The sequence below is a fragment of the Pseudomonas umsongensis genome (assembly GCF_002236105.1).
Lineage (GTDB): Bacteria > Pseudomonadota > Gammaproteobacteria > Pseudomonadales > Pseudomonadaceae > Aquipseudomonas > Aquipseudomonas umsongensis.
This window is the reverse complement of sequence record NZ_NIWU01000002.1, coordinates 46,187-71,189: the sequence shown is the minus strand read 5'-3', so window position 1 is coordinate 71,189 and position 25,003 is coordinate 46,187. Positions and strand designations below refer to the sequence as shown.

At 58.6% G+C, this 25,003-nt stretch carries 23 protein-coding genes, 1 other RNA gene and 1 pseudogene; 15 read left to right on the top strand and 10 right to left on the bottom strand.

Features of this window, described 5'->3' with window-relative positions; all coding sequences use genetic code 11:
- Positions 1 to 69 precede the first annotated feature (69 nt).
- The 5 genes from carA to grpE all read right to left on the bottom strand — a co-directional run bounded on the left by carA (position 70) and on the right by grpE (position 6,287).
- Positions 70 to 1,206 (bottom strand): glutamine-hydrolyzing carbamoyl-phosphate synthase small subunit, encoded by a 1,137-nt coding sequence (carA, locus tag PSUM_RS10525; protein WP_020796526.1) that lies wholly within the window; start codon positions 1,204 to 1,206, stop codon positions 70 to 72.
- A 259-nt stretch (positions 1,207 to 1,465) separates the two neighbouring features.
- Positions 1,466 to 2,269, bottom strand: coding sequence for a 4-hydroxy-tetrahydrodipicolinate reductase (gene dapB / locus PSUM_RS10520; RefSeq protein ID WP_008057399.1), 804 nt, complete (start codon positions 2,267 to 2,269; stop codon positions 1,466 to 1,468).
- 10 nt (positions 2,270 to 2,279) lie between these two features.
- A complete protein-coding gene (gene dnaJ, locus PSUM_RS10515; protein WP_020796525.1) occupies positions 2,280 to 3,404 on the bottom strand; it encodes a molecular chaperone DnaJ in 1,125 nt (374 codons plus the stop codon).
- Positions 3,405 to 3,701: 297 nt separating this feature from the next.
- Positions 3,702 to 5,618 (bottom strand): molecular chaperone DnaK, encoded by a 1,917-nt coding sequence (gene dnaK, locus PSUM_RS10510; RefSeq protein WP_020796524.1) that lies wholly within the window; start codon positions 5,616 to 5,618, stop codon positions 3,702 to 3,704.
- 102 nt (positions 5,619 to 5,720) lie between these two features.
- Positions 5,721 to 6,287 (bottom strand): nucleotide exchange factor GrpE, encoded by a 567-nt coding sequence (gene grpE, locus PSUM_RS10505; RefSeq protein WP_020796523.1) that lies wholly within the window; start codon positions 6,285 to 6,287, stop codon positions 5,721 to 5,723.
- A 241-nt stretch (positions 6,288 to 6,528) separates the two neighbouring features.
- On the opposite strand from grpE, the gene recN reads away from it, so the two are divergent.
- Positions 6,529 to 8,202 (top strand): DNA repair protein RecN, encoded by a 1,674-nt coding sequence (gene recN / locus PSUM_RS10500; protein WP_020796522.1) that lies wholly within the window; start codon positions 6,529 to 6,531, stop codon positions 8,200 to 8,202.
- 176 nt (positions 8,203 to 8,378) lie between these two features.
- Here recN and fur read toward each other — a convergent pair whose 3' ends face one another.
- A complete protein-coding gene (fur, locus tag PSUM_RS10495; protein WP_003197684.1) occupies positions 8,379 to 8,783 on the bottom strand; it encodes a ferric iron uptake transcriptional regulator in 405 nt (134 codons plus the stop codon).
- A gap of 97 nt (positions 8,784 to 8,880) precedes the next feature.
- Here fur and PSUM_RS10490 point away from each other — a divergent pair, with 97 nt between their 5' ends.
- Positions 8,881 to 9,408, top strand: coding sequence for an outer membrane protein assembly factor BamE (locus PSUM_RS10490; RefSeq protein ID WP_020796520.1), 528 nt, complete (start codon positions 8,881 to 8,883; stop codon positions 9,406 to 9,408).
- 59 nt (positions 9,409 to 9,467) lie between these two features.
- On the opposite strand, the gene PSUM_RS10485 is transcribed toward PSUM_RS10490, so the two are convergent.
- From PSUM_RS10485 to PSUM_RS10475, 3 genes are read right to left on the bottom strand one after another with little or no spacing between them, the layout of a single operon-like run.
- Positions 9,468 to 9,782 (bottom strand): RnfH family protein, encoded by a 315-nt coding sequence (locus PSUM_RS10485; protein ID WP_083350117.1) that lies wholly within the window; start codon positions 9,780 to 9,782, stop codon positions 9,468 to 9,470.
- Positions 9,775 to 10,209 carry a type II toxin-antitoxin system RatA family toxin gene (locus PSUM_RS10480; RefSeq protein WP_020796518.1) on the bottom strand — a complete coding sequence of 145 codons (435 nt, stop codon included), beginning with the start codon at positions 10,207 to 10,209 and terminating at the stop codon, positions 9,775 to 9,777. Before PSUM_RS10480 ends, PSUM_RS10485 begins: the two co-directional genes overlap by 8 nt.
- A 7-nt stretch (positions 10,210 to 10,216) precedes the next feature.
- On the bottom strand, positions 10,217 to 11,620 hold the full coding sequence (locus PSUM_RS10475) for a sodium-dependent transporter (RefSeq protein ID WP_083350116.1): 1,404 nt from the start codon (positions 11,618 to 11,620) through the stop codon (positions 10,217 to 10,219).
- A gap of 118 nt (positions 11,621 to 11,738) precedes the next feature.
- On the opposite strand from PSUM_RS10475, the gene smpB reads away from it, so the two are divergent.
- Complete coding sequence (gene smpB, locus PSUM_RS10470; protein WP_008057382.1) at positions 11,739 to 12,221, top strand: SsrA-binding protein SmpB; 483 nt, start codon at positions 11,739 to 11,741, stop codon at positions 12,219 to 12,221.
- Positions 12,222 to 12,347: 126 nt separating this feature from the next.
- Here smpB and PSUM_RS10465 read toward each other — a convergent pair whose 3' ends face one another.
- Positions 12,348 to 13,115: a GntR family transcriptional regulator gene (locus PSUM_RS10465; protein WP_020796516.1), complete on the bottom strand. Its 768-nt coding sequence runs from the start codon at positions 13,113 to 13,115 to the stop codon at positions 12,348 to 12,350.
- Positions 13,116 to 13,378: 263 nt separating this feature from the next.
- Between PSUM_RS10465 and PSUM_RS10460 the strand changes: the two genes are divergently transcribed.
- The 12 genes and pseudogenes from PSUM_RS10460 (at position 13,379) to PSUM_RS10410 (ending at position 25,000) form a co-directional block, all read left to right on the top strand.
- Positions 13,379 to 15,073, top strand: a complete 1,695-nt coding sequence (locus tag PSUM_RS10460; protein ID WP_020796515.1) for a lactate permease LctP family transporter — start codon at positions 13,379 to 13,381, stop codon at positions 15,071 to 15,073.
- 144 nt (positions 15,074 to 15,217) lie between these two features.
- Positions 15,218 to 16,042 (top strand): (Fe-S)-binding protein, encoded by an 825-nt coding sequence (locus PSUM_RS10455; RefSeq protein WP_020796514.1) that lies wholly within the window; start codon positions 15,218 to 15,220, stop codon positions 16,040 to 16,042.
- Positions 16,039 to 17,493, top strand: coding sequence for a LutB/LldF family L-lactate oxidation iron-sulfur protein (locus PSUM_RS10450; RefSeq protein WP_033044654.1), 1,455 nt, complete (start codon positions 16,039 to 16,041; stop codon positions 17,491 to 17,493). Before PSUM_RS10455 ends, PSUM_RS10450 begins: the two co-directional genes overlap by 4 nt.
- A complete protein-coding gene (locus PSUM_RS10445; protein WP_033044655.1) occupies positions 17,493 to 18,164 on the top strand; it encodes a LutC/YkgG family protein in 672 nt (223 codons plus the stop codon). Before PSUM_RS10450 ends, PSUM_RS10445 begins: the two co-directional genes overlap by 1 nt.
- On the top strand, positions 18,161 to 20,974 hold the full coding sequence (locus PSUM_RS10440; RefSeq protein WP_083350115.1) for an FAD-binding and (Fe-S)-binding domain-containing protein: 2,814 nt from the start codon (positions 18,161 to 18,163) through the stop codon (positions 20,972 to 20,974). The genes PSUM_RS10445 and PSUM_RS10440 overlap by 4 nt, the downstream gene beginning before the upstream one ends.
- 249 nt (positions 20,975 to 21,223) lie before the next feature.
- Positions 21,224 to 21,499: a hypothetical protein gene (locus PSUM_RS10435; RefSeq protein WP_083350114.1), complete on the top strand. Its 276-nt coding sequence runs from the start codon at positions 21,224 to 21,226 to the stop codon at positions 21,497 to 21,499.
- A gap of 96 nt (positions 21,500 to 21,595) precedes the next feature.
- Positions 21,596 to 21,992: a transfer-messenger RNA gene (gene ssrA / locus PSUM_RS10430) on the top strand.
- 142 nt (positions 21,993 to 22,134) lie between these two features.
- A complete protein-coding gene (locus tag PSUM_RS32455) occupies positions 22,135 to 22,299 on the top strand; it encodes a hypothetical protein (RefSeq protein ID WP_331717100.1) in 165 nt (54 codons plus the stop codon).
- The gene (locus PSUM_RS32450) at positions 22,296 to 22,499 is read left to right on the top strand and encodes a cysteine hydrolase family protein (RefSeq protein ID WP_331717099.1); all 204 of its coding nucleotides are present in this window, start codon (positions 22,296 to 22,298) and stop codon (positions 22,497 to 22,499) included. The genes PSUM_RS32455 and PSUM_RS32450 overlap by 4 nt, the downstream gene beginning before the upstream one ends.
- Positions 22,500 to 22,824: 325 nt before the next feature.
- Positions 22,825 to 23,160 (top strand): annotated as a pseudogene (locus PSUM_RS10420) (integrase domain-containing protein); the annotation flags it as partial.
- Positions 23,157 to 23,432: a hypothetical protein gene (locus PSUM_RS10415; protein ID WP_033045493.1), complete on the top strand. Its 276-nt coding sequence runs from the start codon at positions 23,157 to 23,159 to the stop codon at positions 23,430 to 23,432. The pseudogene PSUM_RS10420 and the gene PSUM_RS10415, both read left to right, overlap by 4 nt.
- 680 nt (positions 23,433 to 24,112) lie before the next feature.
- Positions 24,113 to 25,000 carry a hypothetical protein gene (locus tag PSUM_RS10410; RefSeq protein ID WP_033044648.1) on the top strand — a complete coding sequence of 296 codons (888 nt, stop codon included), beginning with the start codon at positions 24,113 to 24,115 and terminating at the stop codon, positions 24,998 to 25,000.
- The last annotated feature ends 3 nt before the right edge of the window (positions 25,001 to 25,003 follow it).

The following is a 25,003-nucleotide window of genomic DNA, read 5'->3' as shown; positions in this document are numbered from 1 at the left end:
TCTGTGAAGACTTGAAGGGGTCGCCGATATCGGGACCACCCTCAAGCTTTGCAACATCAGGGCGAGCGATCAGCGTCGCTTGGCCATCTCGTTGATGAAGCGATCGAACAGAGGTGCTACGTCGTTCGGGCCAGGGCTGGCTTCAGGGTGACCCTGGAAGCTGAAGGCGCTCTTGTCGGTACGCTCGATACCTTGCAGGGTGCCGTCGAACAGCGATTTGTGAATCGCGCGAACGTTGGCAGGCAGGGTGGCTTCGTCTACCGCAAAACCGTGGTTCTGGCTGGTGATCATCACCACGCCGCTGTCCAGATCCTGGACCGGGTGGTTGGCACCGTGGTGGCCGTGACCCATTTTCAGGGTCTTGGCGCCGGAGGCCAGGGCCAGCAACTGGTGACCGAGGCAGATACCGAACACCGGGATGTCGGTTTCCAGCACGTCCTTGATCGCCTGGATCGCGTAGTCGCAAGGCTCGGGATCGCCAGGGCCGTTGGACAGGAACACGCCGTCCGGCTTCAGGGCCAGCGCTTCGGCGGCTGGAGTTTGTGCAGGCACCACGGTCACGCGGCAACCGCGCTCGACCAGCATGCGCAGGATGTTCACCTTGACGCCGTAGTCGTAGGCCACCACGTGGTACGGCAGTTCGGAGGCTTCGATGGTCGCGTGGCTGTCGGTCTTCAGATCCCAGACAGTCGAACGCCACTCGTACTTCTCTTTGGTACTGACGACTTTCGCCAGGTCCATGCCCTTGAGGCCAGGGAAGCCTTGGGCAGCGGCGATGGCGGCTTCTTCGGAAATGTTGTCACCGGCCATGATGCAGCCGTTCTGCGCACCTTTTTCACGCAGGATGCGCGTCAGGCGGCGAGTGTCGATACCGGCGATGGCGACGACGTTGTTGGCCTTCAGGTAGTCCGACAGGGACATCGTGTTACGCCAGTTGCTCGCCACCAGCGGCAGGTCACGGATGACCAGGCCAGCAGACCAGACGCGGTTGGACTCGGCGTCTTCCGGCGTGGTGCCGGTATTGCCGATGTGCGGGTAAGTCAGGGTAACGATCTGTTGGGCGTAGGAAGGATCGGTAAGGATTTCCTGATAGCCGGTCATTGCGGTGTTGAACACCACCTCACCAACGGTTTGACCGTCGGCTCCAATGGCTTCGCCGCGAAAAATGCTGCCATCAGCAAGGGCGAGTATGGCTGGCTTAGTCAAGAAGACCTCCCGTAAATAAAGCCTGAAAGGGCGATCGCAGGTTGTAAAAAAGCGGAGTGACGTATGGACACGTCACCCCGCTTCTTCACTGAATTATTCTGCGCGCTTTTAGTGGACACACTAAAGCTGTAGCTTACAGAAAAAGGCATTTTTGGTCTACCGCCAATGAGCCTTAAAGGCTGGAGAATGCGACAGGTCGTCGCTTGGCGGGGTAAAACCGGGCTCAAACGCTGTGCGCGAGCCCGATTTAGGGTGCATCTTAACGCAGGTCGAGCACGTCTTGCATGTCATAAAGACCCGCTTCACGCCCGTCGAGCCACAAAGCAGCACGCACCGCACCCTTGGCGAAGGTCATGCGGCTGGAGGCCTTGTGAGTGATCTCGACACGCTCACCGTCGGCTGCGAACAACACAGTGTGATCACCCACGATATCGCCAGCGCGCACCGTGGCAAAACCGATGGTCTCGCGCTCGCGAGCACCGGTCTGGCCCTCACGACCGTAAACCGCGACTTTCTTCAGGTCGCGACCCAGGGCATCGGCAATCACCTCACCCATGCGCACGGCCGTACCGGACGGCGCATCGACTTTATGCCGATGGTGAGCTTCGGTGATCTCGATATCGACATCATCGCCCAGCACCCGGGCGGCGGTATCGAGCAGCTTCAGGCACAGGTTTACACCGACGCTGAAATTGGCCGCGAAGACGATCGGGATATCCTTGCCCGCCTCTGCCAGCAACTGCTTCTCTTCAACACTGAAGCCGGTGGTGCCAATGATCATCGCCTTGTTGTGCTTGCGGCAGAAGGCGAGGTTTTTCAGGGTCACCGTCGGATGAGTGAAGTCGATCAGCACGTCGAACTCATCGACCACGCGATCCAGGTCACCCGACAGCGGCACGCCGATGCGACCGATAGCCGCCAGCTCACCGGCGTCCGCGCCGACCAGCGTACTGTCAGGACGATCCACTGCCGCCGTCAGGCCGGCACCTGGCGCCTGCTGCACAGCCTCGATCAGGGTTTTGCCCATGCGCCCGGCGGCGCCCATCACAGCTATACGTCGCATGCCTGTCTCCTTACAAATCGCCGAAGAAGCGCTTCACGCCTTCGAACCAGCCCGTGGTTTTCGGGGAATGACTGTTGTCGTCCGCCAGGGAGCTGCGGAACTCTTCGAGCATTTCACGCTGGCGACGGCTCAGGTTGACTGGCGTCTCGACTGCCACACGGCACATCAAGTCACCCGCACCGCCGCCACGCACAGGCGCAACGCCCTTGCCACGCACGCGGAACTGCTTGCCGGTCTGAGTCCCCTCAGGGATTTTCAGCTTGACTCGACCATCGAGGGTCGGAATCTCCAGCTCGCCACCCAACGCCGCATCGACGAAGCTGATAGGCACTTCACAGAACAGATGCTTGCCGTCACGCTGGAAAATCGAGTGCTCGCGCACGTTGATCACCACGTACAGATCGCCGGTTGGCCCGCCCTGGGCACCCGCCTCGCCCTCGCCCGACAGGCGAATGCGGTCACCGGTATCGACACCGGCCGGCACTTTGACCGACAGGGTCTTGTACTCTTCGACACGACCTTCGCCATGGCAGGAATCGCAAGGATCGGAAATGATCTTGCCCTGGCCGTGGCAACGCGGACAGGTTTGCTGCACCGAGAAGAACCCTTGCTGCATGCGCACCTGGCCGATACCGCCACAGGTCGGGCAGGTCACCGGCGAAGAGCCTTTCTTGGCACCCGAGCCGTCACATGGCTTGCAGTTGACCAGTGTCGGAACGCGAATATTCACGCTGGTGCCACGCACCGCTTCTTCCAGGTTCAGCTCCAACGTGTAACGCAGGTCGCTGCCTCGCTGGGCACCACCGCGGGAACCACCGCGACCGCCACCGAAGAAGTCGCTGAAGACATCACCAAAGATGTCCGAGAAGTTCTGGCCACCGAAACCGGCGCCGCCACCACCCATGCTCGGGTCGACACCGGCATGACCGTACTGGTCGTAGGCCGCACGCTTGCTGGAATCGGAGAGCACCTCGTAGGCCTCGTTGGCCTCCTTGAACATCTCTTCCGACGCCTTGTCATCAGGATTACGGTCCGGGTGGTGCTTCATCGCCAGGCGACGGTAGGCCTTTTTCAGGTCCGCCTCGCTTGAACCTCGCTCAACACCCAATACTTCGTAATAGTCACGCTTTGCCATAAGTCTCTGCACTCTTGAGGACGTTCGACAAACCTCTCCTGAGCCTCGTCAAACTCGTTGAGCCCCAATACAGGCCCGGACCCAACTCACGTCAATTCAACGATCCTGGTCTTTGTTTCAATGTGGCACTTTCGGCTCGGAAAGCAGGAGCATTCCCGACCATGCCGCCAACAAGCGAACCGTGTCGCATGCTGTAAAAATTCGCTGACTCCAGACACGCCAACGCGGGAGCAAGCTCCCGCGCGGCGACATCCTACCAGTCACCGCCTGAAGGCAGTCAACCGGCCGACCAACAACTTACTTGTGGTCTTTTACTTCTTCGAACTCAGCATCGACAACGTCGTCTGCCTTTTGCGCCTTGTCGTCGTGCGGTGCCGCGCCTTCAGCAGGCTGAGCCTGTTCGGCGTACATCTTCTGCGCCACTGGAGCGGAGACTTTCGACAGTTCTTCAACCTTGGCTTCGATAGCAGCCTTGTCGTCGCCTTTTACAGCGGCTTCCAGGGCAACCACGGCAGCTTCGATCGCAGTCTTCTCTTCAGCGCTTACCTTGTCGCCAGCGTCAGCGACCATTTTGCGCGTCGAGTGAACCAGTGCGTCACCCTGGTTACGGGCAGCGGCCAGCTCTTCGAACTTGCGGTCTTCCTCGGCATTGGCCTCGGCGTCACGCACCATGCGCTCGATCTCTTCATCGGACAGGCCGGAGTTGGCCTTGATCACGATCGACTGAGTCTTGCCGGTGGCCTTGTCCTTGGCGCCTACGTGCAGGATGCCGTTAGCGTCGATGTCGAAGGTCACTTCGATTTGTGGCACGCCACGTGGTGCTGGTGGAATCTCGGCCAGGTCGAACTTGCCCAGGGACTTGTTCTGTGCAGCCTGCTTACGCTCACCTTGCAGCACGTGAATGGTCACGGCGCCCTGGTTGTCGTCGGCAGTCGAGAACACTTGCGATTTCTTGGTAGGAATCGTGGTGTTTTTCTCGATCAGCGCAGTCATCACGCCACCCATGGTTTCGATACCCAGGGTCAGCGGGCTGACGTCCAGCAGCAGAACGTCTTTCACGTCACCGGCCAGTACCGCACCCTGGATGGCAGCACCCATGGCAACAGCTTCGTCCGGGTTCACGTCTTTACGTGCTTCTTTACCGAAGAACTCGGTCACCAGCTTCTGAACCAGTGGCATACGGGTCTGACCGCCGACCAGGATCACGTCGTTGATCGCGCCAACGTCGATACCGGAGTCTTTCAGCGCAATGCGGCAAGGTTCGATAGTGCGTTGAACCAGGTCTTCAACCAGCGCTTCCAGCTTGGCGCGGGAGATCTTCACGTTCAAGTGCTTAGGACCGGTAGCGTCTGCAGTGATGTACGGCAGGTTGACGTCGGTCGACTGAGCGGAAGACAGCTCGATCTTGGCTTTTTCAGCGGCTTCTTTCAGGCGCTGCATCGCCAGCGGATCACCCTTGAGGTTCATGCCGCTTTCTTTCTTGAATTCGTCGACGAGGTAGTCGATCAGACGAATGTCGAAGTCCTCACCACCCAGGAAGGTGTCGCCGTTGGTGGCCAACACTTCGAACTGGTGCTCGCCATCGACTTCAGCGATCTCGATCACGGAAACGTCGAAAGTACCGCCACCCAGGTCATAAACGATCACGGTGTGATCGCCCTTGGCCTTGTCCATACCGTAAGCCAGAGCAGCCGCGGTTGGTTCGTTGATGATACGTTTCACGTCCAGGCCCGCGATGCGGCCGGCGTCCTTGGTCGCCTGACGCTGGCTGTCGTTGAAGTAGGCCGGAACGGTGATCACCGCTTCAGTCACTGGCTCGCCGAGGTAGTCTTCGGCGGTCTTCTTCATCTTCTTCAGGATTTCAGCCGAGATTTGTGGCGGCGCCATCTTCTGGCCGTTCACTTCAACCCAGGCGTCACCGTTGTCAGCCTTGGCGATCTTGTACGGAACCATCTTGATGTCTTTCTGCACGACTTCTTCGTCGAACTTGCGACCGATCAGACGCTTCACGGCGTACAGGGTGTTATGCGGGTTGGTCACAGCCTGACGCTTGGCGGACTGGCCGACCAGGATTTCGCCATCGTTGGCGTAAGCGATGATCGACGGCGTGGTACGCGCGCCTTCGGCGTTTTCAATAACTTTGGCTACGCCGTTTTCAAGCACGGAGACGCAGGAGTTGGTGGTCCCCAGGTCGATACCGATAATTTTGCCCATGTTCACTCTCCCGAAACTTTGGATTTGGTTGCCGCAGCAGTGGTGGCTAACTGCGGTAGCACTTAAACGCTTGACTTCTAAATGGGGGCCTTGCGGCTAATTTCAAGCCTGCTCGTCAATAGAAGGCGAAACTGGCGCCGGAGCCTTGCTGACCACGACCATCGCCGGGCGCAGCAGGCGACCGTTAAGCTGGTAGCCCTTCTGGAACACCTTGAGCACGCTGTTTGGCTCGAGGTCAGCGCTTTCCTGCATGGCCATTGCCTGATGAAGAACGGCGTTGAACGGCTCGCCATGCGGATCGATCGCTTCCAGCTGATAACGCTTCAGGGTGTCCTGGAACATTTTCAGGGTCAGCTCGATGCCTTCACGCATCGGACGAATGCTTTCGTCATCCGGGCTGGACAATTCCAGGCCACGCTCCAGGCTGTCGATGATCGGCAGCAGGTCGCCGGCGAATTTTTCCAGCGCGAACTTGTGAGCTTTTTCTACATCCTGCTCGGCGCGACGGCGGACGTTCTGCAGATCGGCGGCTACACGCAAAGCCTGATCCTGCGCACCTGCCAGTTGCTCTTCGAGCACTTGTACACGAGCCGCCAGGTCATCACCCGAAGCCTGGGAAGCCTGATCGGCGTCTAGATTTTGCGTATCCACTGTCTGTTCGTCAGCCATAGAATTCTCCTTTCAATATCGTCCGCGAGCCTGACTCGCGCTTCTGTCCAGCTATATGGGGCCGCAAAATCCGGCTTCAAGGGCTGATCAAACATTAACCCTACAAAAAACAGCTGCATTGTCATTCCCCTCCGCGCTAAGGATTTCGTCGGATCAAGCAAATCGAGCTAACGAGGGGCATTGTCAGCCGCAAATAAAACACTGTATAAATAACCAGACCTAAAGCCTGGGAGCGGCCTTCATGCTGGTGCACCTGTCCGTACATAACTACGCCATCGTTGAACATCTCGATCTTGAACTTGATCGAGGCATGAGCGTGATCACAGGGGAAACCGGCGCCGGCAAGTCGATCATGCTCGACGCCCTGGGCCTGACCCTCGGCGATCGAGCCGACAGCGGCGTGGTCCGCCCCGGCGCAGACAAAGCCGACATCCTGGCAACCTTTGACCTGGCCGACATCCCGGAAGCCAGCGCCTGGCTCGCCGAACGCGACCTCGAGAACGACGGCCCGTGCATCCTGCGCCGAGTCATTACCGCCGAAGGGCGCTCGCGCGGCTACATCAACGGCACCCCCTGCCCGCTGGGCGACCTCAAGGCCCTGGGCGAACTGCTGATCGACATCCATAGCCAGCATGAACACCAGTCCCTGCTCAAGACCGATACCCATCGCCGCCTGCTCGACGAATACGCCGGCGCCACGGACCTTGCCCGCCAGGTGCACCTGGCCGCCCAGCGCTGGCGCCAGACTCACCAGGAGCTTGAGCGACTGTCCAACTCCGGCGACGAGCAGCGCGCTCGCCATCAGTTGCTCAGCTACCAACTTGAAGAGCTTGAAAACCTTGGCCTCGGCGACAACGAGCTGGAGCAGTTGGAACAGGAACACAAGAACCTGACCAACGCGGAAACCTTGCTGGGTATCTGCCGGCAAGTGGTCGAACAATGTAGCGAGAGTGATTCCGGCAATGTCCTGAACGCCCTGACTGCAAGCCTTAATCGCCTGTCGAGCGTGAACAACTCGATTGGCGCGCTGGGCGAAGCCAGCAGCTTGCTGACCAGCGCGCAGATCCAGGTTGAAGAAGCCGTGGGTGAGCTGAACCGCTTCCTGGATAACTTCGACGCAGACCCGGCGCGCCTTCAATACCTGGAAGAACGCCTCGATGCGATCTACACCATGGCACGCAAGCACCGCATCCAGCCAACCGAGGTCGCTGAGATGCAACAGCGGTTACTGGATGAAATCGAAACCCTGAACGCCAACGATGAATCCATCGAGCGACTGAGTGATGAGCTGGCGTCTTATGCCCGTCATTATCAGGAGAAGGCTCGAGAGTTGAGCGACCTGCGCCACCAAGCCTCCAGCAGCCTGGCCAGCGCGGTGGAACAGGAGATCCAGCGCCTGGGCATGCCCGGAGGGCGCTTTGCCATTGAGCTGCGACCGAACAGCAGCAATGAATTGCTTCCGAACGGACTCGAACAGGTGGAACTGTTGGTTAGCGCTAACCCGGGGCAGCCATTAAAAGCGCTGGCGAAGGTGGCATCGGGTGGCGAACTGTCGCGTATCAGCCTGGCGATCCAGGTGATCACCGCGCAAACGTCCCGGGTCCCGACCTTGGTGTTCGACGAAGTGGACGTCGGCATTGGCGGACCGACTGCAGAAATCGTCGGCCAATTGCTGCGCAGGCTTGGTGAACGCGGGCAGGTCCTGACGGTCACGCACCTGCCCCAAGTTGCCGCACAAGGGCATCAGCACCTGTTCGTGCACAAAGTCCGGGGCGAAGATGCCACTCGCACGGCCGTCTCCAAATTAAGCAAGAACGATCGCGTAGAAGAAGTGGCGCGAATGCTGGGCGGGATCGATCTCACCAAGGAATCCCTGGCTCACGCCAAGAAAATGGTCGTCACTGCAAAAATCTAAAACGAACCCTGTAGGAGCTGCCGAAGGCTGCGATCTTTTGACTTTGCCCATACAAGATCGCAGCCTTCGGCAGCTCCTACAGAACCGTTTGCAAACCGCACAAGCGGCAGAAAGCACGAAGGCGACCCTGGGGTCGCCTTCGTTCGTTTCGCGAACCCTGGGTTCGCGCGACATGCTTACTTTTTCTTGCGCACGTACAACACAAGATTGTGATCAACCATCTCGAAACCGTACTTGTCGACGATGGCTTTCTGCAGGCGCTCGATTTCTTCGTCGAAGAATTCGATCACTTCGCTGGTTTCGACGTTGACCATATGATCGTGATGCTTGCCGTCGTCCAGTTCGAAGACCGCATGGCCTCCGTCGAAGTTGTGCCGCACCACAAGTCCAGCCGCCTCGAACTGGGTCAGTACACGGTAAACCGTGGCCAGACCGACGTCCTCGCCAGCCTCCATCAATGCCTTATAGACATCCTCGGCACTCATGTGGCGCTGCTCGGCAGAGTCGAGCATTTGCAGAATCTTGACCCGTGGCAGGGTCACTTTGAGGCCGGCTTTGCGTAGTTCGCTATTTTCAACCATGGTCAGCTTTCTCGCGATGCTGCTTCGCAGCTTCTCTTAATGCGGGTATGATCGGCGTTTACGTTGTCCCAGCCAAGATAGTGGAAGTCGCCCACCGATGCAAAACACCAAGCTCTTGCTAACCAGTTTCACCTTTGTGGGACTGCTCGCACTCGCCGGTTGTTCATTCCCCGGGGTTTACAAAATCGACATCCAGCAGGGCAATGTCGTCACGCAGGACATGATAGACCAGTTACGCCCGGGAATGACCCGTAAGCAAGTAAGGTTTATCATGGGCAACCCCCTGCTGACCGATACGTTCCACGCCGATCGCTGGGATTACCTGTATAGCCTGCAACCGGGTGGCGGCGAACGCCAACAGGAACGCATTAGCGTTATCTTCAACTCAAATGACCAGCTTGTCAGTCTCTCTGGCGATTTCATGCCTGGCATGAGCCGCGACGAAGCCATTCTGGGCAAGGACACTGGCACCACCGTGACTGCGCCAGCAGAGCAGGTCGAGCAGCCGAAACCGGAAAAACCGGTCAAGCCTGGCTCGTTGCTCGATCAGATCCAGAAGGAAGTGGACGGTGTCGAAACCGTGCCAGTCCCGACTCCAGAACCTCTGGAAACCTCGCCGCAATAATTTGCGACATAAAAAAACCCGGCATGTCCGGGTTTTTTTACGCCTGGCATTTACCCGACTTACTGATTCCGGGCCTTGGCCTCGGCAGCCTTCGCCGCACGCAGGCGACGCACTTCCTTCGGGTCCGCCAGCAACGGCCGGTAGATCTCGATGCGATCACCTGATTGAACCGGACGACTGTCGGGATCGGCAATCACCTTGCCGAAGATCCCCACCGGACACTGCGACAGGTCCAGCTCAGGAAAAGCCTGATGCATGCCGGACTTCAACAACGCGGCGCGAACGGTGGTTCCTGCCGGCACGCTCACCGACAAGAGCAGCTGACGATCAACGGCGGTATAGACCACCTCGATTTCTATCATCGCCTCAACCATGCATTTGCTTGGCGCGCTGGCAGAACGCGTCCACCAGCGTATTCGCTGCCTGATTGAACAACGGCCCCAGGGTGGCGCGAATGATCGGCCCTGCATAATCGAACGACAGGTCCAGGCTGATCTTGCAGGCCTTCTCACCCAACGGCTTGAACACCCAAACGCCATGCAACTGGGTGAACGGTCCCTCCTCGAGGTTCATCTCGATCGACTGGCCGGGCACCAGGGTGTTGCGCGTCACGAAATGCTGGCTGAGCCCGCCCTTGGCCACGCCAACGCTCGCGCGCATATGATCGGCAGAGCTTTCCAGCACTTCAGCTGAAGAGCACCAGGGCAGGAATTCCGGATAACGCGCCACGTCGTTGACCAGGTCATACAGCGCTTGCGCGGGGTACGGCAGCAACGCCGAACGTGAAATGTGTGTCGTCATGTCAGCGTCACTTCCAGAGCTGGGCGGCAAACACTATGAGAATGCCGATTGGCGCCACATAGCGCATCAAGAACAAGGACAAGGCAAACAACATCGGGTTTCGCATCGACAGCTCGTCACGCACTGCTTCACGCCCCATTACCCAGCCTGCAAATACCACGAAACACAATCCACCGAGCGGCAGCATGATCCGTGAGGTGAAGAAATCGATCACGCCAAAGAAGTCCAGACCACCCGCCGCACCCCATTGATAGAGGTGAAACAGCCCGTCTTCGTTCACGAAAAACTTGGCTTGTTTCCAGACATTGAAGGAAAACACGGTACCCAGACCGACAAACCAGCAACTGAAGGCCAACCAGAAGGTGACCCAGGTTCGACTGATTTTCGAGCGCTCCACCAGGTAAGCCACCATGGGTTCGAGCAAGGATATGGCCGAACTCCAGGCTGCAATCGCGACCAGCACGAAGAACACTACGCCCATCAACTGGCCAAACGCTACGTTGCCAAAGGCATATGGCAGGCTGACAAACATCAGGCCAGGGCCTTCGCTTGGGTTCAACCCTCCGGCAAATACAATCGGAAACAGCGCCAGGCCAGCCACCAGGGACACAAAGGTATCCAGCAGCGCCACGCCAACGATGGTCCCGGAGATCGACGAATGCTTGGGCATGTAGGCGCCGTAGATCATGATCGAACCGACACCGACGCTCAGGGAAAAGAAGGCGTGCCCCATGGCCGGCAGCAAGCCGTCGAGGACTTTTTCCGGGTGGAAGTCGAACATGAAATGCACGCCTTCCATGAAATGCCCGGTGGTCATGCTGTAGCCCAGCAACACAAGGATCATCACGAACAGCAACGGCATCATGATCCGCAGACTGCGTTCAAGCCCCGCGACCACGCCTTTTGCGATCACCACCGCAGACAGCAGCATAAAAATCGTGTGCCAAAGTGTCAGGCGCCAGGGATCGGCAATCACATTGCCAAAGTACGCCCCCACCTGATCGGGAGTCGCTCCCTGGAAGTCGCCACGACCCATATCGATGATGTAGTCCAGCGACCAGCCGCCGACGACACTATAGAAAGACAGGATCAACAATGCCGTGATCATTCCGGCAAAAGCACCCCAGGACCATTTTGTCGAATGGCCCGCTTCCAGCGCCAGCACCTTCAAGGCATTGGCCGGGCTCTGCCGGGCACGCCGGCCAATCAGGGTTTCGGCGAGCATGACCGGCACGCCGATCAAGGCGATACAGGCCAGGAACATCAGCACGAAAGCGCCGCCGCCGTAGACGCCAACCATGTAGGGGAATTTCCAGATACTACCCAGGCCCACGGCCGAACCGGTCGCGGCGAGTATGAAAACCCAACGGCTAGCCCAACTGCCGTGGACAGAAACCTTGTCTGTCGACATCTATATTACGACCAAGCGTTCAAAAAAGAGGCCGCATTGTCCGGGATTCAATCAACCTACTCAAGCATGTAGCAATCCCGTAGCCGACTCGCGTGCAACTCCCTATAATGCCGCCCCTATGGCTAAACAGAAGAAACACCCAACAGGGACCATCGCGCAAAATAAAAAGGCGCGACACGATTACTTCATCGAACATCGGTTCGAGGCTGGTCTGGTCCTGGCCGGCTGGGAAGTAAAAAGTCTGCGGGCAAGCAAGTTGCAACTGGTTGACAGTTACGTACTGCTCAAGGATGGCGAAGCCTGGCTGCTCGGCAGTCATATCACGCCCCTGACGACCGCCAGCACCCACGTCATCGCCGATCCGGTGCGCACGCGAAAATTGCTGCTCAACCGGCGGGAGCTGGAAAAGCTCGCCGCTGCCGTGCAGCAAAAAGGCTACGCCTGCGTGTGCCTGTCCTGGTACTGGAGCAAGCACATGGTCAAGTGCGAAATTGCTCTGGGCAAGGGCAAGAAGGAATACGACAAGCGCGACACCGAGCGCGAACGCGACGCCGGGCGCGAATTGCAGCGCGCGGTGCGCAACAAGGGCAAGGAAGATTAATTCCTTGCACTGATCGTTCCCACGCTCTGCGTGGGAATGCATCCCGTGACGCTCCGCGTCACAAAGCGAATGCAGAGCGTCCATTGCCGCATTCCCACGCAGAGCGTGGGAACGATCACCAGCTGACTACATCCCCTTGCGCCGCTCCGCCCGAGCCACGCGCTGCACTTCCTGACGCACCTCCTCCAGCACCTCCTGCACATACAGAATGTGTCGACTGGAGACTTCCCGGGCCTGTTCCGCCCTGCCTTCGATAATTGCCTGATACAGCTCCCGGTGCTGCGTAATCAGCATGTCGCGGGTCTCTGTACGCTGTTTGTACATGCCGCCAATGTTCGTGACCACATTGCGCTTGAGCAGGTCGAACAACCCGCGAATGGTGTGCAGAAGCACCGCGTTATGACTGGCTTCGGCAATCGCCAGATGAAAATTTGCATCCGCCGCGCCCTCCTCCGCCCGACTGACTTCATCGTGACGCGAATAGCAGTCCTGCAATTGATTGAACGCGGCAGCCAGTCGCTCGCGGTCAACGTCGGTGGCACGTAGCGCTGCGTAATAGGCGCAGGACGCTTCCAGCGTGTGGCGAAACTCCAGCAGATCGCGCTGCGCTTCGGGGTTGCTTTCCAGCAGATGCAACAGCGGATCACTGAACGTCGTGCCCAGGGATTCCACCACATAATTGCCGCCACCTTGACGGCTGACCAGCAGCCCCTTGGCGGTCAACTTCTGAATAGCTTCGCGCAACGAAGGTCGAGAGACACCAAATTGCTCGGCCAGCGCGCGTTCCGCCGGCAGGCGTTCACCGGCTTTCAGCGTGCCCTCAAGGATCATGCCCTCGAGCTGCTCGACAATATCGTCAGACAAACGGCGCTGCCGAATCTGATCAAACCCCATAACTCGATTTCTCCACCATCCCGACGGCGCGCCGGGGCTCTATTCTGGCCTATCCAGGCTACGCAGGCACCTGCCAAGCGACCATTACCCAAACGGGCCAGACCTTCTGCAAATCCCTGCCTACGACAAAAGTTTTAGGGCGGCAAATTGACACACCGCCTACAACGCTTTTACCCTAGCCAACAGCGATTGTAAATTGGTATTACCAATTAACCAAGAACGCTGATCAGTGCCTGACCAACAACAATTAGGGGCCACCCCATATGCAAACCTGGCAACAGCTCTACAGCCCGCTCGGCAGCCTCGGCCTGTCCGCACTCGCAGCCGTTATTCCCATCGTGTTTTTCTTCCTGGCCCTGGCCGTGTTCCGCCTCAAAGGACACGTGGCTGGCAGCATCACCCTGGCCTTGTCGATCCTGGTGGCAATCATTGCCTTCAAGATGCCAGTCGACATGGCGTTCGCCGCCGCCGGGTATGGTTTCGCCTACGGTCTGTGGCCAATCGCCTGGATCATCGTGGCGGCCGTGTTCCTCTACAAACTGACGGTCAAGAGTGGCCAGTTCGAAGTGATCCGCAGCTCGGTGCTGTCGATTACCGACGACCAGCGCCTGCAAGTCCTGTTGATCGGCTTCTGCTTCGGCGCCTTCCTCGAAGGTGCGGCCGGTTTCGGCGCACCGGTGGCGATTACCGCCGCACTGCTCGTAGGGCTGGGCTTCAACCCGCTGTACGCCGCGGGCCTGTGCCTGATCGCGAACACCGCGCCGGTCGCCTTCGGCGCCCTGGGTATTCCGATCATCGTGGCCGGGCAAGTGACCGGCATCGACGCCTTCAAGATTGGCGCCATGACCGGTCGCCAGTTGCCGCTGCTGTCGTTGTTCGTGCCATTCTGGCTGGTGTTCATGATGGATGGCCTGCGCGGCGTGCGAGAAACCTGGCCGGCAGCGCTGGTCGCGGGCTTGAGCTTTGCCGTGACCCAATACTTCACCTCCAACTTCATCGGCCCGGAACTGCCGGACATCACGTCGGCCCTGGCCAGCCTGGTTTCCCTGACCCTGTTCCTGAAGGTCTGGCAGCCAAAACGCGCTGCCGGCCAACACATCGTCGGCGCCGTCTCGGCTTCCGTGGTCAGCGCCAGCGTCGGTGGTTTCGGCCAGAAGCGTACCACCGTGGCTTCGCCTTACAGCCTCGGGGAGATTTTCAAGGCCTGGTCGCCGTTCCTGATCCTGACCGTGCTGGTGACCATCTGGACGCTCAAGCCATTCAAGGCGATGTTTGCCGCGGGCGGCTCGATGTACAGCTTCGTGTTCAATTTCGCCATCCCGCACCTGGACCAGTTGGTAATCAAGGTGGCACCGATCGTGGCCGCGCCGACTGCCCTCCCGGCGGTGTTCAAGCTTGACCCGATCTCCGCCACCGGCACCGCGATTTTCTTCTCGGCGCTGATCTCGATGCTGGTCCTGAAGATCAACCTCAAAACTGGTCTGACCACTTTGAAAGAGACCTTCTACGAACTGCGCTGGCCGATCCTGTCCATCGGCATGGTGTTGGCCTTCGCGTTTGTCACCAACTACTCGGGCATGTCGTCGACCATGGCCCTGGTCCTGGCCGGTACAGGCGCAGCCTTCCCGTTCTTCTCGCCGTTCCTCGGCTGGCTGGGCGTGTTCCTGACCGGCTCCGATACCTCGTCCAACGCGCTGTTCAGTTCGTTGCAGGCGACCACCGCCCACCAGATCGGCGTCAACGACACCTTGCTGGTGGCAGCGAACACCAGCGGTGGCGTGACCGGCAAGATGATCTCGCCACAATCGATCGCCGTGGCCTGTGCGGCAACCGGCCTGGTGGGCAAGGAATCGGACCTGTTCCGCTTCACCCTCAAGCACAGCCTGTTCTTTGCAACGATTGTCGGCCTGATCACCCTGGCCCAGGCCTACTGGTTCACCGGCATGCTGGTGCACTAAGCGCTACAAGCGACATGGAAAAACGACGCCGGGCCACGACCCCGGCGTCAGCTATTCACTACCCGGTCTGCAAGGCTGCTGAAAGATTTTCTCTCTATATTCAGTGGCCTCGACGGACGGATAACCGGCCGAGAGACACGCCTGATGAGCGAGCTTTTTTACAACGCTGTGCCGAATGCGACCCGTGTCGCCCCGCCACTGCCCGAGCCTCGGCAATACCCCAGCGAGAAACCTCAACGGGTGTACCTGTTCGGGACCTGCGTAGTGGATCTGTTCTACCCGCAAGCCGGAATGGACGCGATCCACCTGCTGGAACGCGAGGGCATTCGTGTCGAGTACCCGCAAGGGCAAAGCTGCTGCGGTCAACCGGCCTACACCTCGGGCTACACCGAGCAGGCCAGGACCGTCGCGCGCTCGCAACTGGCGCTGTTCGCCGGGGATTATCCGGTGGTGGTACCTTCGGGTTCCTGCGCGGGCATGTTGCGTGAACACTATGCCGACTTGTTCAAGGATGAGCCGGACACCTTGCAACAGGTTCAGGCACTGGCTGCCAGGACCTATGAACTGGCCGAGTTTCTGTTGTTTGTCTGCAAGGTGCAGTTCAAGGACAGCGGCATGCCGGTGAAGGTAGCGTTGCACACGTCGTGTTCGGCACGCCGTGAGATGAACACCCACCTGCACGGCCGCGAGCTATTGTCGCAACTGGGCAACGTGGAGCGGGTCGAACACAGCCACGAAAGCGAATGCTGTGGCTTTGGTGGGACTTTCAGCGTCCGTATGCCAGATATTTCCGGGGCGATGGTGGCTGACAAGACCCGCTCGTTGAAAGAATCCGGCGCGCACCAGGTACTCAGTGCCGACTGCGGTTGCCTGATGAACATCAACGGCTCGCTGGAGAAACAGAAAGAAGCGCTGCGCGGTCAACACCTGGCCAGCTTCCTCTGGCAGCGTACCGGAGGTGCCCAATGAGTGCCGCCGAGATTATTCCTACGGTCGCCGTAGAAGAAGACTTTCGCACCCGGGCGCACGAGGCGCTGGGTGACGCGCAATTGCGGGGCAACTTCCGCAAGGCGATGGATTCACTGATGACCAAACGGGCAGCGGCTTTCAGCGATGCTCACGAAAGAGAACATCTGCGAGCGCTGGGCAATGCTGTCCGCGCCCGTGCGTTATCGAAGTTGCCCGATTTGCTCGAGCAACTTGAACAGAACCTGACCCGCAACGGTGTGACAGTGCACTGGGCGGAAACGGTGGACGAAGCCAATGGCATCGTCCTGTCGATCATCCGCGCTCACGAGGGGCGGCAAGTGATCAAGGGTAAATCGATGGTCAGCGAAGAAATGGAGATGAACCACGTCCTCGCTGAACAGGGCATTGAATGCCTGGAATCGGACATGGGCGAGTACATCGTCCAGCTCGACCACGAGAAGCCTTCACACATAATCATGCCGGCGATCCACAAGAACGCCGGTCAGGTCGCGTCCTTGTTCCACGACAAACTTGGCGTGGAATACACCAAGGACGTTGACCAACTCATTCAGATCGGTCGCAGGGTCCTGCGGCAGAAGTTCTTCGAAGCGGACATCGGCGTCTCCGGCGTCAACTTCGCCGTGGCCGAAACCGGCACCTTGTTGCTGGTGGAAAACGAAGGCAACGGCCGCATGACGACCACTGTGCCACCGGTGCACATCGCCGTCACCGGCATCGAGAAAGTCGTAGAGAACCTGCGCGACGTAGTGCCGCTGCTGTCGTTGCTGACCCGCTCGGCCCTGGGCATCCCGATCACCACCTACGTCAACATGATCTCCGGTCCGCGCAAGGAACATGAGCTCGACGGCCCGCAGGAAGTGCACCTGGTCCTGCTCGACAACGGTCGCAGCCAGGCGTTTGCCGACAGCGAACTGCGCCAGACCTTGAACTGCATCCGCTGCGGCGCCTGCATGAATCATTGCCCGGTCTACACTCGAATCGGCGGCCATGCCTACGGCGAGGTCTACCCCGGCCCTATCGGCAAAATCATCACCCCGCACATGGTCGGCCTGGCGAAAGTCCCGGATCATCCGAGCGCCTCTTCGCTGTGCGGTGCCTGCGGCGAAGTGTGCCCGGTCAAAATCCCGATCCCGTCTTTGCTGCGCCGTTTGCGCGAAGAGAACGTGAAAGCGCCGGACAGCCCGGATCAAGTGATGCGTGGCCAGGGCAGCAAGTACTCGCGCAAGGAACGATTCATCTGGAACGCCTGGGCCAGGCTCAACAGTTCACCGACGCTTTATCGCCTGTTCGCTTTGGCCGCAACTCGCCTGCGTGCCCTTACGCCGAGCAATGTCGGACCATGGACGCAGAACCACAGTGCCCCGAAACCCGCCGCCCGCTCACTGCATGACATGGCTCGCGAGCATCTGGCCAAACAGGGAGATCGTTGATGAGCGCCAAGCAAAATATCCTAACCAAGTTGCGCAAAAGCCTGACAGGCACCACGCCGGTGCCTGACAACTTCGACGTCGAACTGGTGACAAAGCCCTATACCTACACGCCCGATCAACGCATCCCGCAACTGCGCAAATTGATGGAAGCAGTGCACACGGAAATCCACCTGACTTCGGGCGAGCACTGGCCGACCCTGTTGGCAACACTGCTGCAAGACCGCCAGTTGCCCAGCCTGTTGATCGCCCCGACTACGCCGCACGGGCAACGCGTCTCGCAGCACTGGGCGAAAAATCCCGGCCTGCCGACGCTCAAGGCCTACGACCGCCCGGTTGAGGAATGGAAAGCAGAACTGTTCAACGACACCCCGGCGAGCCTGACCACCACCCTTGGCGCAATCGCCGCCACGGGCAGCCTGATTCTCTGGCCGACGCGAGAAGAACCGCGCCTCATGAGCCTGGCGCCGCCGGTGCATTTCGCCTTGCTCAAGGCCAGTGAAATCCGCGATAACTTCTATCAGGTACAACAGGAATTCGAATGGGCCCAGGGCATGCCGACCAACGCCTTGCTGGTTTCCGGCCCGTCGAAAACCGCTGATATCGAGCAAGTCCTGGCTTACGGCGCCCACGGTCCGAAAGACCTCGTGGTGTTGATCCTGGAGGACCAATGAGTCTACCGGCCGCTTTCCTGCGCGATGCGCAGCAACTGATTCCCCGGGAACGGCGTTTCGACGATCCACTGTCGACGCTGGCCTTCGGCACCGATGCCAGCTTCTATCGACTGATTCCGCAACTGATAATTCGCGTCGAGTCCGAAGACGAAGTGGTGGCACTGCTGCAACTGGCGCAGCGCGACCGGGTTCCCGTGACCTTCCGCGCTGCTGGCACCAGCCTGTCCGGACAAGCCATCAGCGATTCGGTGTTGATCGTGCTTGGGGATAACTGGAACGGTCGTGAGATCCGTGGCCAGGGCACACAAATCCGCCTGCAACCGGGGGTGATCGGCGCGCAGGCCAACGCCTGGCTGGCACCATTCGGGCGCAAGATCGGCCCGGACCCTGCGTCGATCAACGCCTGCAAAATCGGCGGAATCGTTGCCAACAATGCCAGCGGCATGTGCTGCGGCACGGCGCAAAACACTTATCACACCCTGGCGGGCATCCGTCTGGTGCTGGCCGACGGCAGCCGTGTCGATACCGAAGATGCCGCCAGTGTCGCGGCGTTTCGCGCCAGTCACGGCGACCTGCTGGAGCGTCTTGCGACCTTGGGCCGCGAGACCCGCGCCAATGCCGAACTGGCTGCAAAAATTCGCCACAAATATCGTCTGAAAAACACCACGGGCCTGTCACTCAACGCCCTGGTGGACTACGACGAGCCTGTGGATATCTTGAGCCACTTGCTGGTGGGTTCCGAAGGCACTCTGGGCTTCATCAGCGCGGTGACCTACGACACGGTGATCGATCACCCGAACAAGGCCTCGGCGCTGATCGTATTCCCGGACGTGGAAACCTGCTGCAACGCCGTCACCGTACTGAAAAACCAACCGGTCTCAGCGGTAGAACTGCTGGACCGCCGCAGCCTGCGCTCGGTACAGAACAAGCCCGGCATGCCCGCTTTCGTACAACACCTGTCGAACAATGCCTGCGCCCTGCTGATCGAATCCCGCGCGGCATCGACCTCTTTGTTGCACGAGCAACTGGCGCAGATCATGGCGTCACTGTCCTCGTTCCCGGTAGAGAAACAAGTCGATTTCACCGAAGACCCGCTGGAAAACGCCCGGCTCTGGGCGATCCGCAAGGACACCTTCCCCGCCGTTGGCGCGGTGCGTAAAACCGGGACCACGGTGATCATCGAGGACGTGACCTTCCCGGTGGAACAACTGGCCATCGGCGTGAACCGCCTGATCGAGCTGTTCGACAAACATCACTACGACGAAGCGATCCTTTTCGGACATGCACTGGAAGGCAATCTGCACTTCGTCTTCACCCAAGGCTTCAACAATCCGCAGGAAGTCGCCCGCTACCAGGCGTTCATGGACGACGTGGCGCAACTGGTGGCAGTCGAGTTCGGTGGTTCGCTCAAGGCCGAGCACGGTACCGGGCGCAACATGGCACCCTTCGTCGAACTGGAATGGGGCAGCGACGCCTACCAGTTGATGTGGCAGCTCAAGCGCCTGCTCGATCCCAACGGCATTCTCAATCCGGACGTGGTGCTCAGCGAAGACCCACAAATCCACCTCAAACACCTGAAGCCGCTGCCAGCCGCCGACGAGATTGTGGATAAGTGCATCGAATGCGGCTTCTGCGAACCGGTCTGCCCCTCCAAAGGCCTGACCTTGAGCCCGCGCCAACGTATCGTGATCTGGCGTGACATCCAGGCGAAGAAACGCGCTGGTGTCGATACCCGCGAACTTGAGGCTGCCTTTGAATACCAGGGCATCGATACCTGCGCCGCCACCGGTCTTTGTGCCCAACGTTGCCCTGTAGGCATCAACACCGGCGAGCTGGTGAAAAAGCTTCGTGGACAGCACGCTACCCATAGGAAAACTGCCACCTGGCTTGAAGGCAATTTCGCCACGGCGCTGCAAGGGGCGCGTTTCACCCTCCACGTGGCCAACGGTGCACGGATGTTGTTGGGTGCGCCACGCCTGGCAAAACTGTCGGCAACGCTGACCCGCTTGTCCAAAGGCCAGGTCCCGCAATGGACCAACGCCATGCCGCAGCCGGAAAAAGCCATTCGCTTCAGTCCGTCGGTGACCGACGAACGCCCGCGCGTGGTGTATCTGGCAGCCTGCGTTTCACGCGCCATGGGCCCGGCGGCGGGCGACAAGGAGCAAATGTCGCTGTACGACAAGACCCGCGGCCTGCTGGAAAAAGCCGGTTATCAGGTGGTTTTCCCCGACAATCTGGACAACCTCTGCTGCGGCCAGCCCTTCGCCTCCAAGGGTTATGCCGAACAGGCCGAACACAAACGCCAGGAACTGATCGGCGCCCTGCTCCACGCCAGTCGTGGCGGGCTCGATCCGATTTACTGCGACACCAGCCCCTGCACCTTGCGCCTGACCCAGGACCTCGGCGATGTGCGCCTGGACCTGTACGATCCGGTACGTTTCATTCGCACACACTTGATGGATCGACTGCAATTCACACCGCAGGAAGCCCCCATTGCCGTGCATGTCACCTGCAGCACCCAGCATCTGGGCGAAAGCCAGGCGCTAATCGATCTGGCGCGCAAGTGCAGCAATAACGTGGTCATCCCCGAGGGTATTCACTGCTGCGGGTTTGCCGGCGACAAAGGCTTCACCACCCCGGAGCTGAACGCACATTCGCTGCGTACCTTGAAGGATGCGGTGCAGTATTGCAGCGAAGGCATTTCCACCAGCCGCACCTGTGAAATCGGCCTCAGCCAGCACGGCGGAATCGATTATCACGGGCTGGTCTACCTGGTAGACCGCGTAACCCAAGCCCGCCCGGCCCTGTAGGAGCGAGCATGCTCGCGATGGACGTCAACGATAACGCGTGTTTTCTGGCAAAACGCGTTGCCTCAGCGCCATCGCGAGAAACCTCGCCTCTATAATATTCATATCCCCCTCACGCAATCGCAAAAGAAAACCGAATTCCTGCGCGCGGCTATAGTCATTTAATTAGGCCCTGCGAACGGGCTTAAAAACCCCTCGGCCAGCAGCCTCATCGACCGGCAGCACCGAGCCCTCATGCGCAAGGAGATACCCATGAAGCACTCTGCAATGGCTGGATTGTTTATCACTGCGGCACTGCTGGCATCGCCCGTATTCGCGGCAGACAAGGATCTTTGTGCGGCAAACATTCAACAGATAAGCGACTTCGTGGACAGCGCGCCGTCTTTACCGGAAAACTCGCTGGACAACGTCAAAGCAGCGCTGGAAAAATCCAAGGCTGCCCAGGCGGCCGGTAACGACAAGGATTGCGTCGAAATCACCTCTGGCATGATCACCAAAATGCAGATTCGAAACCCTACGCGCAACTGATGTCAGGCGAGGCCAACCTTCGGGTTGGCCTTCCGCGCCTCATTGGCGTACACTGTACTGGCTTGTTGCTCAATGAGATTTTCGGGCAATGAGTTCGGGGCCGTTTAGGATTCGACGCCGGTTGCGAAACTTTAGGTGCATGCCGAGTTGGTAACAGAACTCGTAAATCCACTGTTGCAACTACTTATAGTTGCCAATGACGAAAACTACGGCCAGGAATTCGCTCTCGCTGCGTAAGCAGCCTTAGCCCTGAGCTTCTGGTACCTTCGGGTCCAGCAATCACCAGGGGATGTCTGTAAACCCAAAGTGATTGTCATATAGAACAGAATCGCCGTGCAGTACGTTGTGGACGAAGCGGCTAAAACTTACACAACTCGCCCAAAGCACCCTGCCCGTCGGGTCGCTGAGGGTTAACTTAATAGACACGGCTACGCATGTAGTACCGACAGCGGAGTACTGGCGGACGGGGGTTCAAATCCCCCCGGCTCCACCAAATACGAAGCAAGACAAAACCCGCCCAGTGCGGGTTTTGTTGCATCTGGGGTTCGGTAATCCCTGCATCACACACCCCCTGCTGGGTCGGGCTTGCCCGCGAAGAGATCAGCTAACGCACCACAAATGCCCTCGGAGAAGCTTTGCGCCAAGCCTTCCTGATCATCGACGTGCAACCCAGCTTCATCCCTCCCCAATCGCTCATCGACGGCATCCTGCCCAGCGTCGCCGCCGTCGAACGCCACGACAAGTTCAAATGTTCTTCTAGAAACTCGGTTGGCACCCCGCCTCTGAACGGAAAAGCTTGATCGAGGCCGACCGCATCACCATCGCCTACGGGTACGGGTACGGCTACGGCTACGGCTACGGCCACGCACTGTCGCCGCAAACCATCGAGTATTTGCAAAGCCTGGGGTTGGATAGGGTATTGGACTGCGGCCTGAAAACCGAAACCTGCTGCGTGGGGACAGGGTTAGGGTTATTCGATGCGGGGTTGGAGTTCACTTGACTCCGGATTTGACGGTGAGGTCATCGCTAGATCGTACGGGAGCATGGGGGGAGGGGCGAGGCTTTGGGATCATTTCAAGCACACGGTGACATTGGATGAGTGCATCAGAGTTGGGGTCGGGGTCGGGGTCGGGGTCGGGGTCGGGGTCGGGGTCGGGGTCGGGGTCGGGGTCGGGGTCGGGGTCGGGACTAGTAAAACTCGTCCAGCAAACAGTAAAACGCTATTCGTGGTTAATCTACCTCTACACCATAGGCGCGAAAAAACCGCAAAAAATCAAAAAATAAATCTGTCCCCCTTTCGAAAAAATAGATCTGTCCCCCTTTCGGTCCCCCTTTCGCTGCAGTTGGCTCGTCATGCGTCGCCGCCCCATAGTCGCAACTTGCTGGCCCGAGACGAAAGCTACGCCGCGTTCCTGCAACAGACCGTGCTCCCCACCCGCGAAACGATGCATGAGCACGGGCTGAAGGGTTTCCATGAACTGCGAGCGGCCTACGCCTGCGAACGTTACGAGCAGCTCACGGGCCACGCCGCACCGGTCAATGGTGGTCACTGCTATCGTATTGACCGCGACCTTGATCAACAGGCGCGGAAACAGATCAGCCTTGAACTCGGGGATAACCGGATCGATGTAGTTTCGGCCTACATTGGAGGTCGAGCGTGACCAAGCCCTTCGATATGGCGCTGTTCCTGAGCGGTGTACTGAATGGCTCGCAGGCCACGCAGCAACGACACCTACGGCAAGCCCGAGCCATGCAAGCGGCCATTCAACAACAATGGCAGCGAGACAATCCCTGGACCTGGCAGCTCAAGCATTTGCGCTGGTTTCTGACTCAGCACCTGAAAGACCACTCCGACGCCTCCCAGTATTACTATCGACTCACCACCCTATTGATCTGGAAACGCTTAGGAAATGACCGCGAAATGCTGATCTAACGCTCGAATCGTGGATAGCCCCCCGGACCGCCCTCAGAAATCGTAGGGCTACTTGCTCAGCGAGATCCTCACCTTCACGGTCATCGGGCAACCTATTTTCGGTGCATGCTATTTTTCGACTATAGATCACCAATGTAGGTCAGCGCGTCTCAATGCCGGAGCTGATAGGCTTAGCTAATGCTACAGTACCCACACCACAGTTGACATTTCACTTGACAACTGATTAGATTCTTAAAGATCGTCTTTTAATGCGTTAAAGGCTCACTAGGTACCAACAGGAGGGCTGGCTCCGCCAGCCCTCCTGTTGGTACCTAGTGAGCGAAAAACAACTGTTTTTTCACACAAAATGGTCGCAAGGTAATGCATTTCGTCGGTTAAAACCTTGCAATCACAGCCCTTCACCTGTAAATGCGCAGACTGAATGTGCTAACCTCAAGTTCAAGTCTATATCTCCACCCTTATGGGTACTTTGCCATGATCAGCGGCCACCAGCATTCAAAAGACCTTAGCTTTGCGGAAATGATGAGCCTTAAAAGCAGCTCACGTGACCGCCAGGTTGATGCTGTCTATGCAGCTGACCCTCAGATGCTTGAAATGGCTGCTGCCCGTGCCAAAGCCGCCCTTCGTGGCAACTCTGCTTCAATCGCTCGCCCACAACGATTCTCTGCGCTAAGCAACTGATGCCCGAAACGGTAAACGAAGACGCTCCGTTCGCCCTACTTGAACGTTCAGAGCTCTTCGCTTTCCTGCTCGATCTAATTCAGCGCGTCTACCGTCCCTCAATTCAATCAGCTGTCACCGATTACGGCCTTGTGATCGTTGGCGGGCAATCGCTTACGCTTTGGGCCCGGCAATACCTCATCGACGAAATGACAGGCGAGGATGTCGGATTCGTCACTAGCGATGACTTGGACTTTATCGGCAAGCCCAACTCTATTGATTATTGCGCCCAGATGATAGGCGTCCCTTTTCGCAAGGCGAAGATGGACGACAACACGATAAATATTGCCGCCGCGTACATTGACTGGGTTGACGGTAAAGAGGTCATCGTCGATATCCTGGAAATGGACAGCGTCGGGGGCGCGCCCAAAAAAGAGATTTTCAAATATTTATCCGTCCTGGATATCGAAGGTGTGCAGGTCGCCGTCATCGACCCCATCACATGTCTAAAGTCTCGCCTATTCAATCTATTTGCTTACTGGCAGGATCGACCGCACCGGGAATCCGTGCGAGTGAAGATTGCACTGCGCGCTTCAAACCATTACCTGCGCGACCTGCTGGTACATGAGGGATATCGAGTCATATCGGAGCATATCCGTCGGATTAAGGCGTTAGCCCTGACACCGCTCGGAAAGCGTGTTTACGTCGAATATGGAATCGACGTGCTGGATGCTATCCCCTACGACCCGGCAATATTTCCAGCTGCCTACTTGGACCGGGAACGACCCAACATGCTTCGCCAAATTGGTGATGCGCGCCAACGAAAGTTAATTCAGTACCAACGATTCGCTTGTGGCCCTATTCACCCTAGCCATTATCAGCCCGCACCTGGACGCGATCCAAGATAAAAA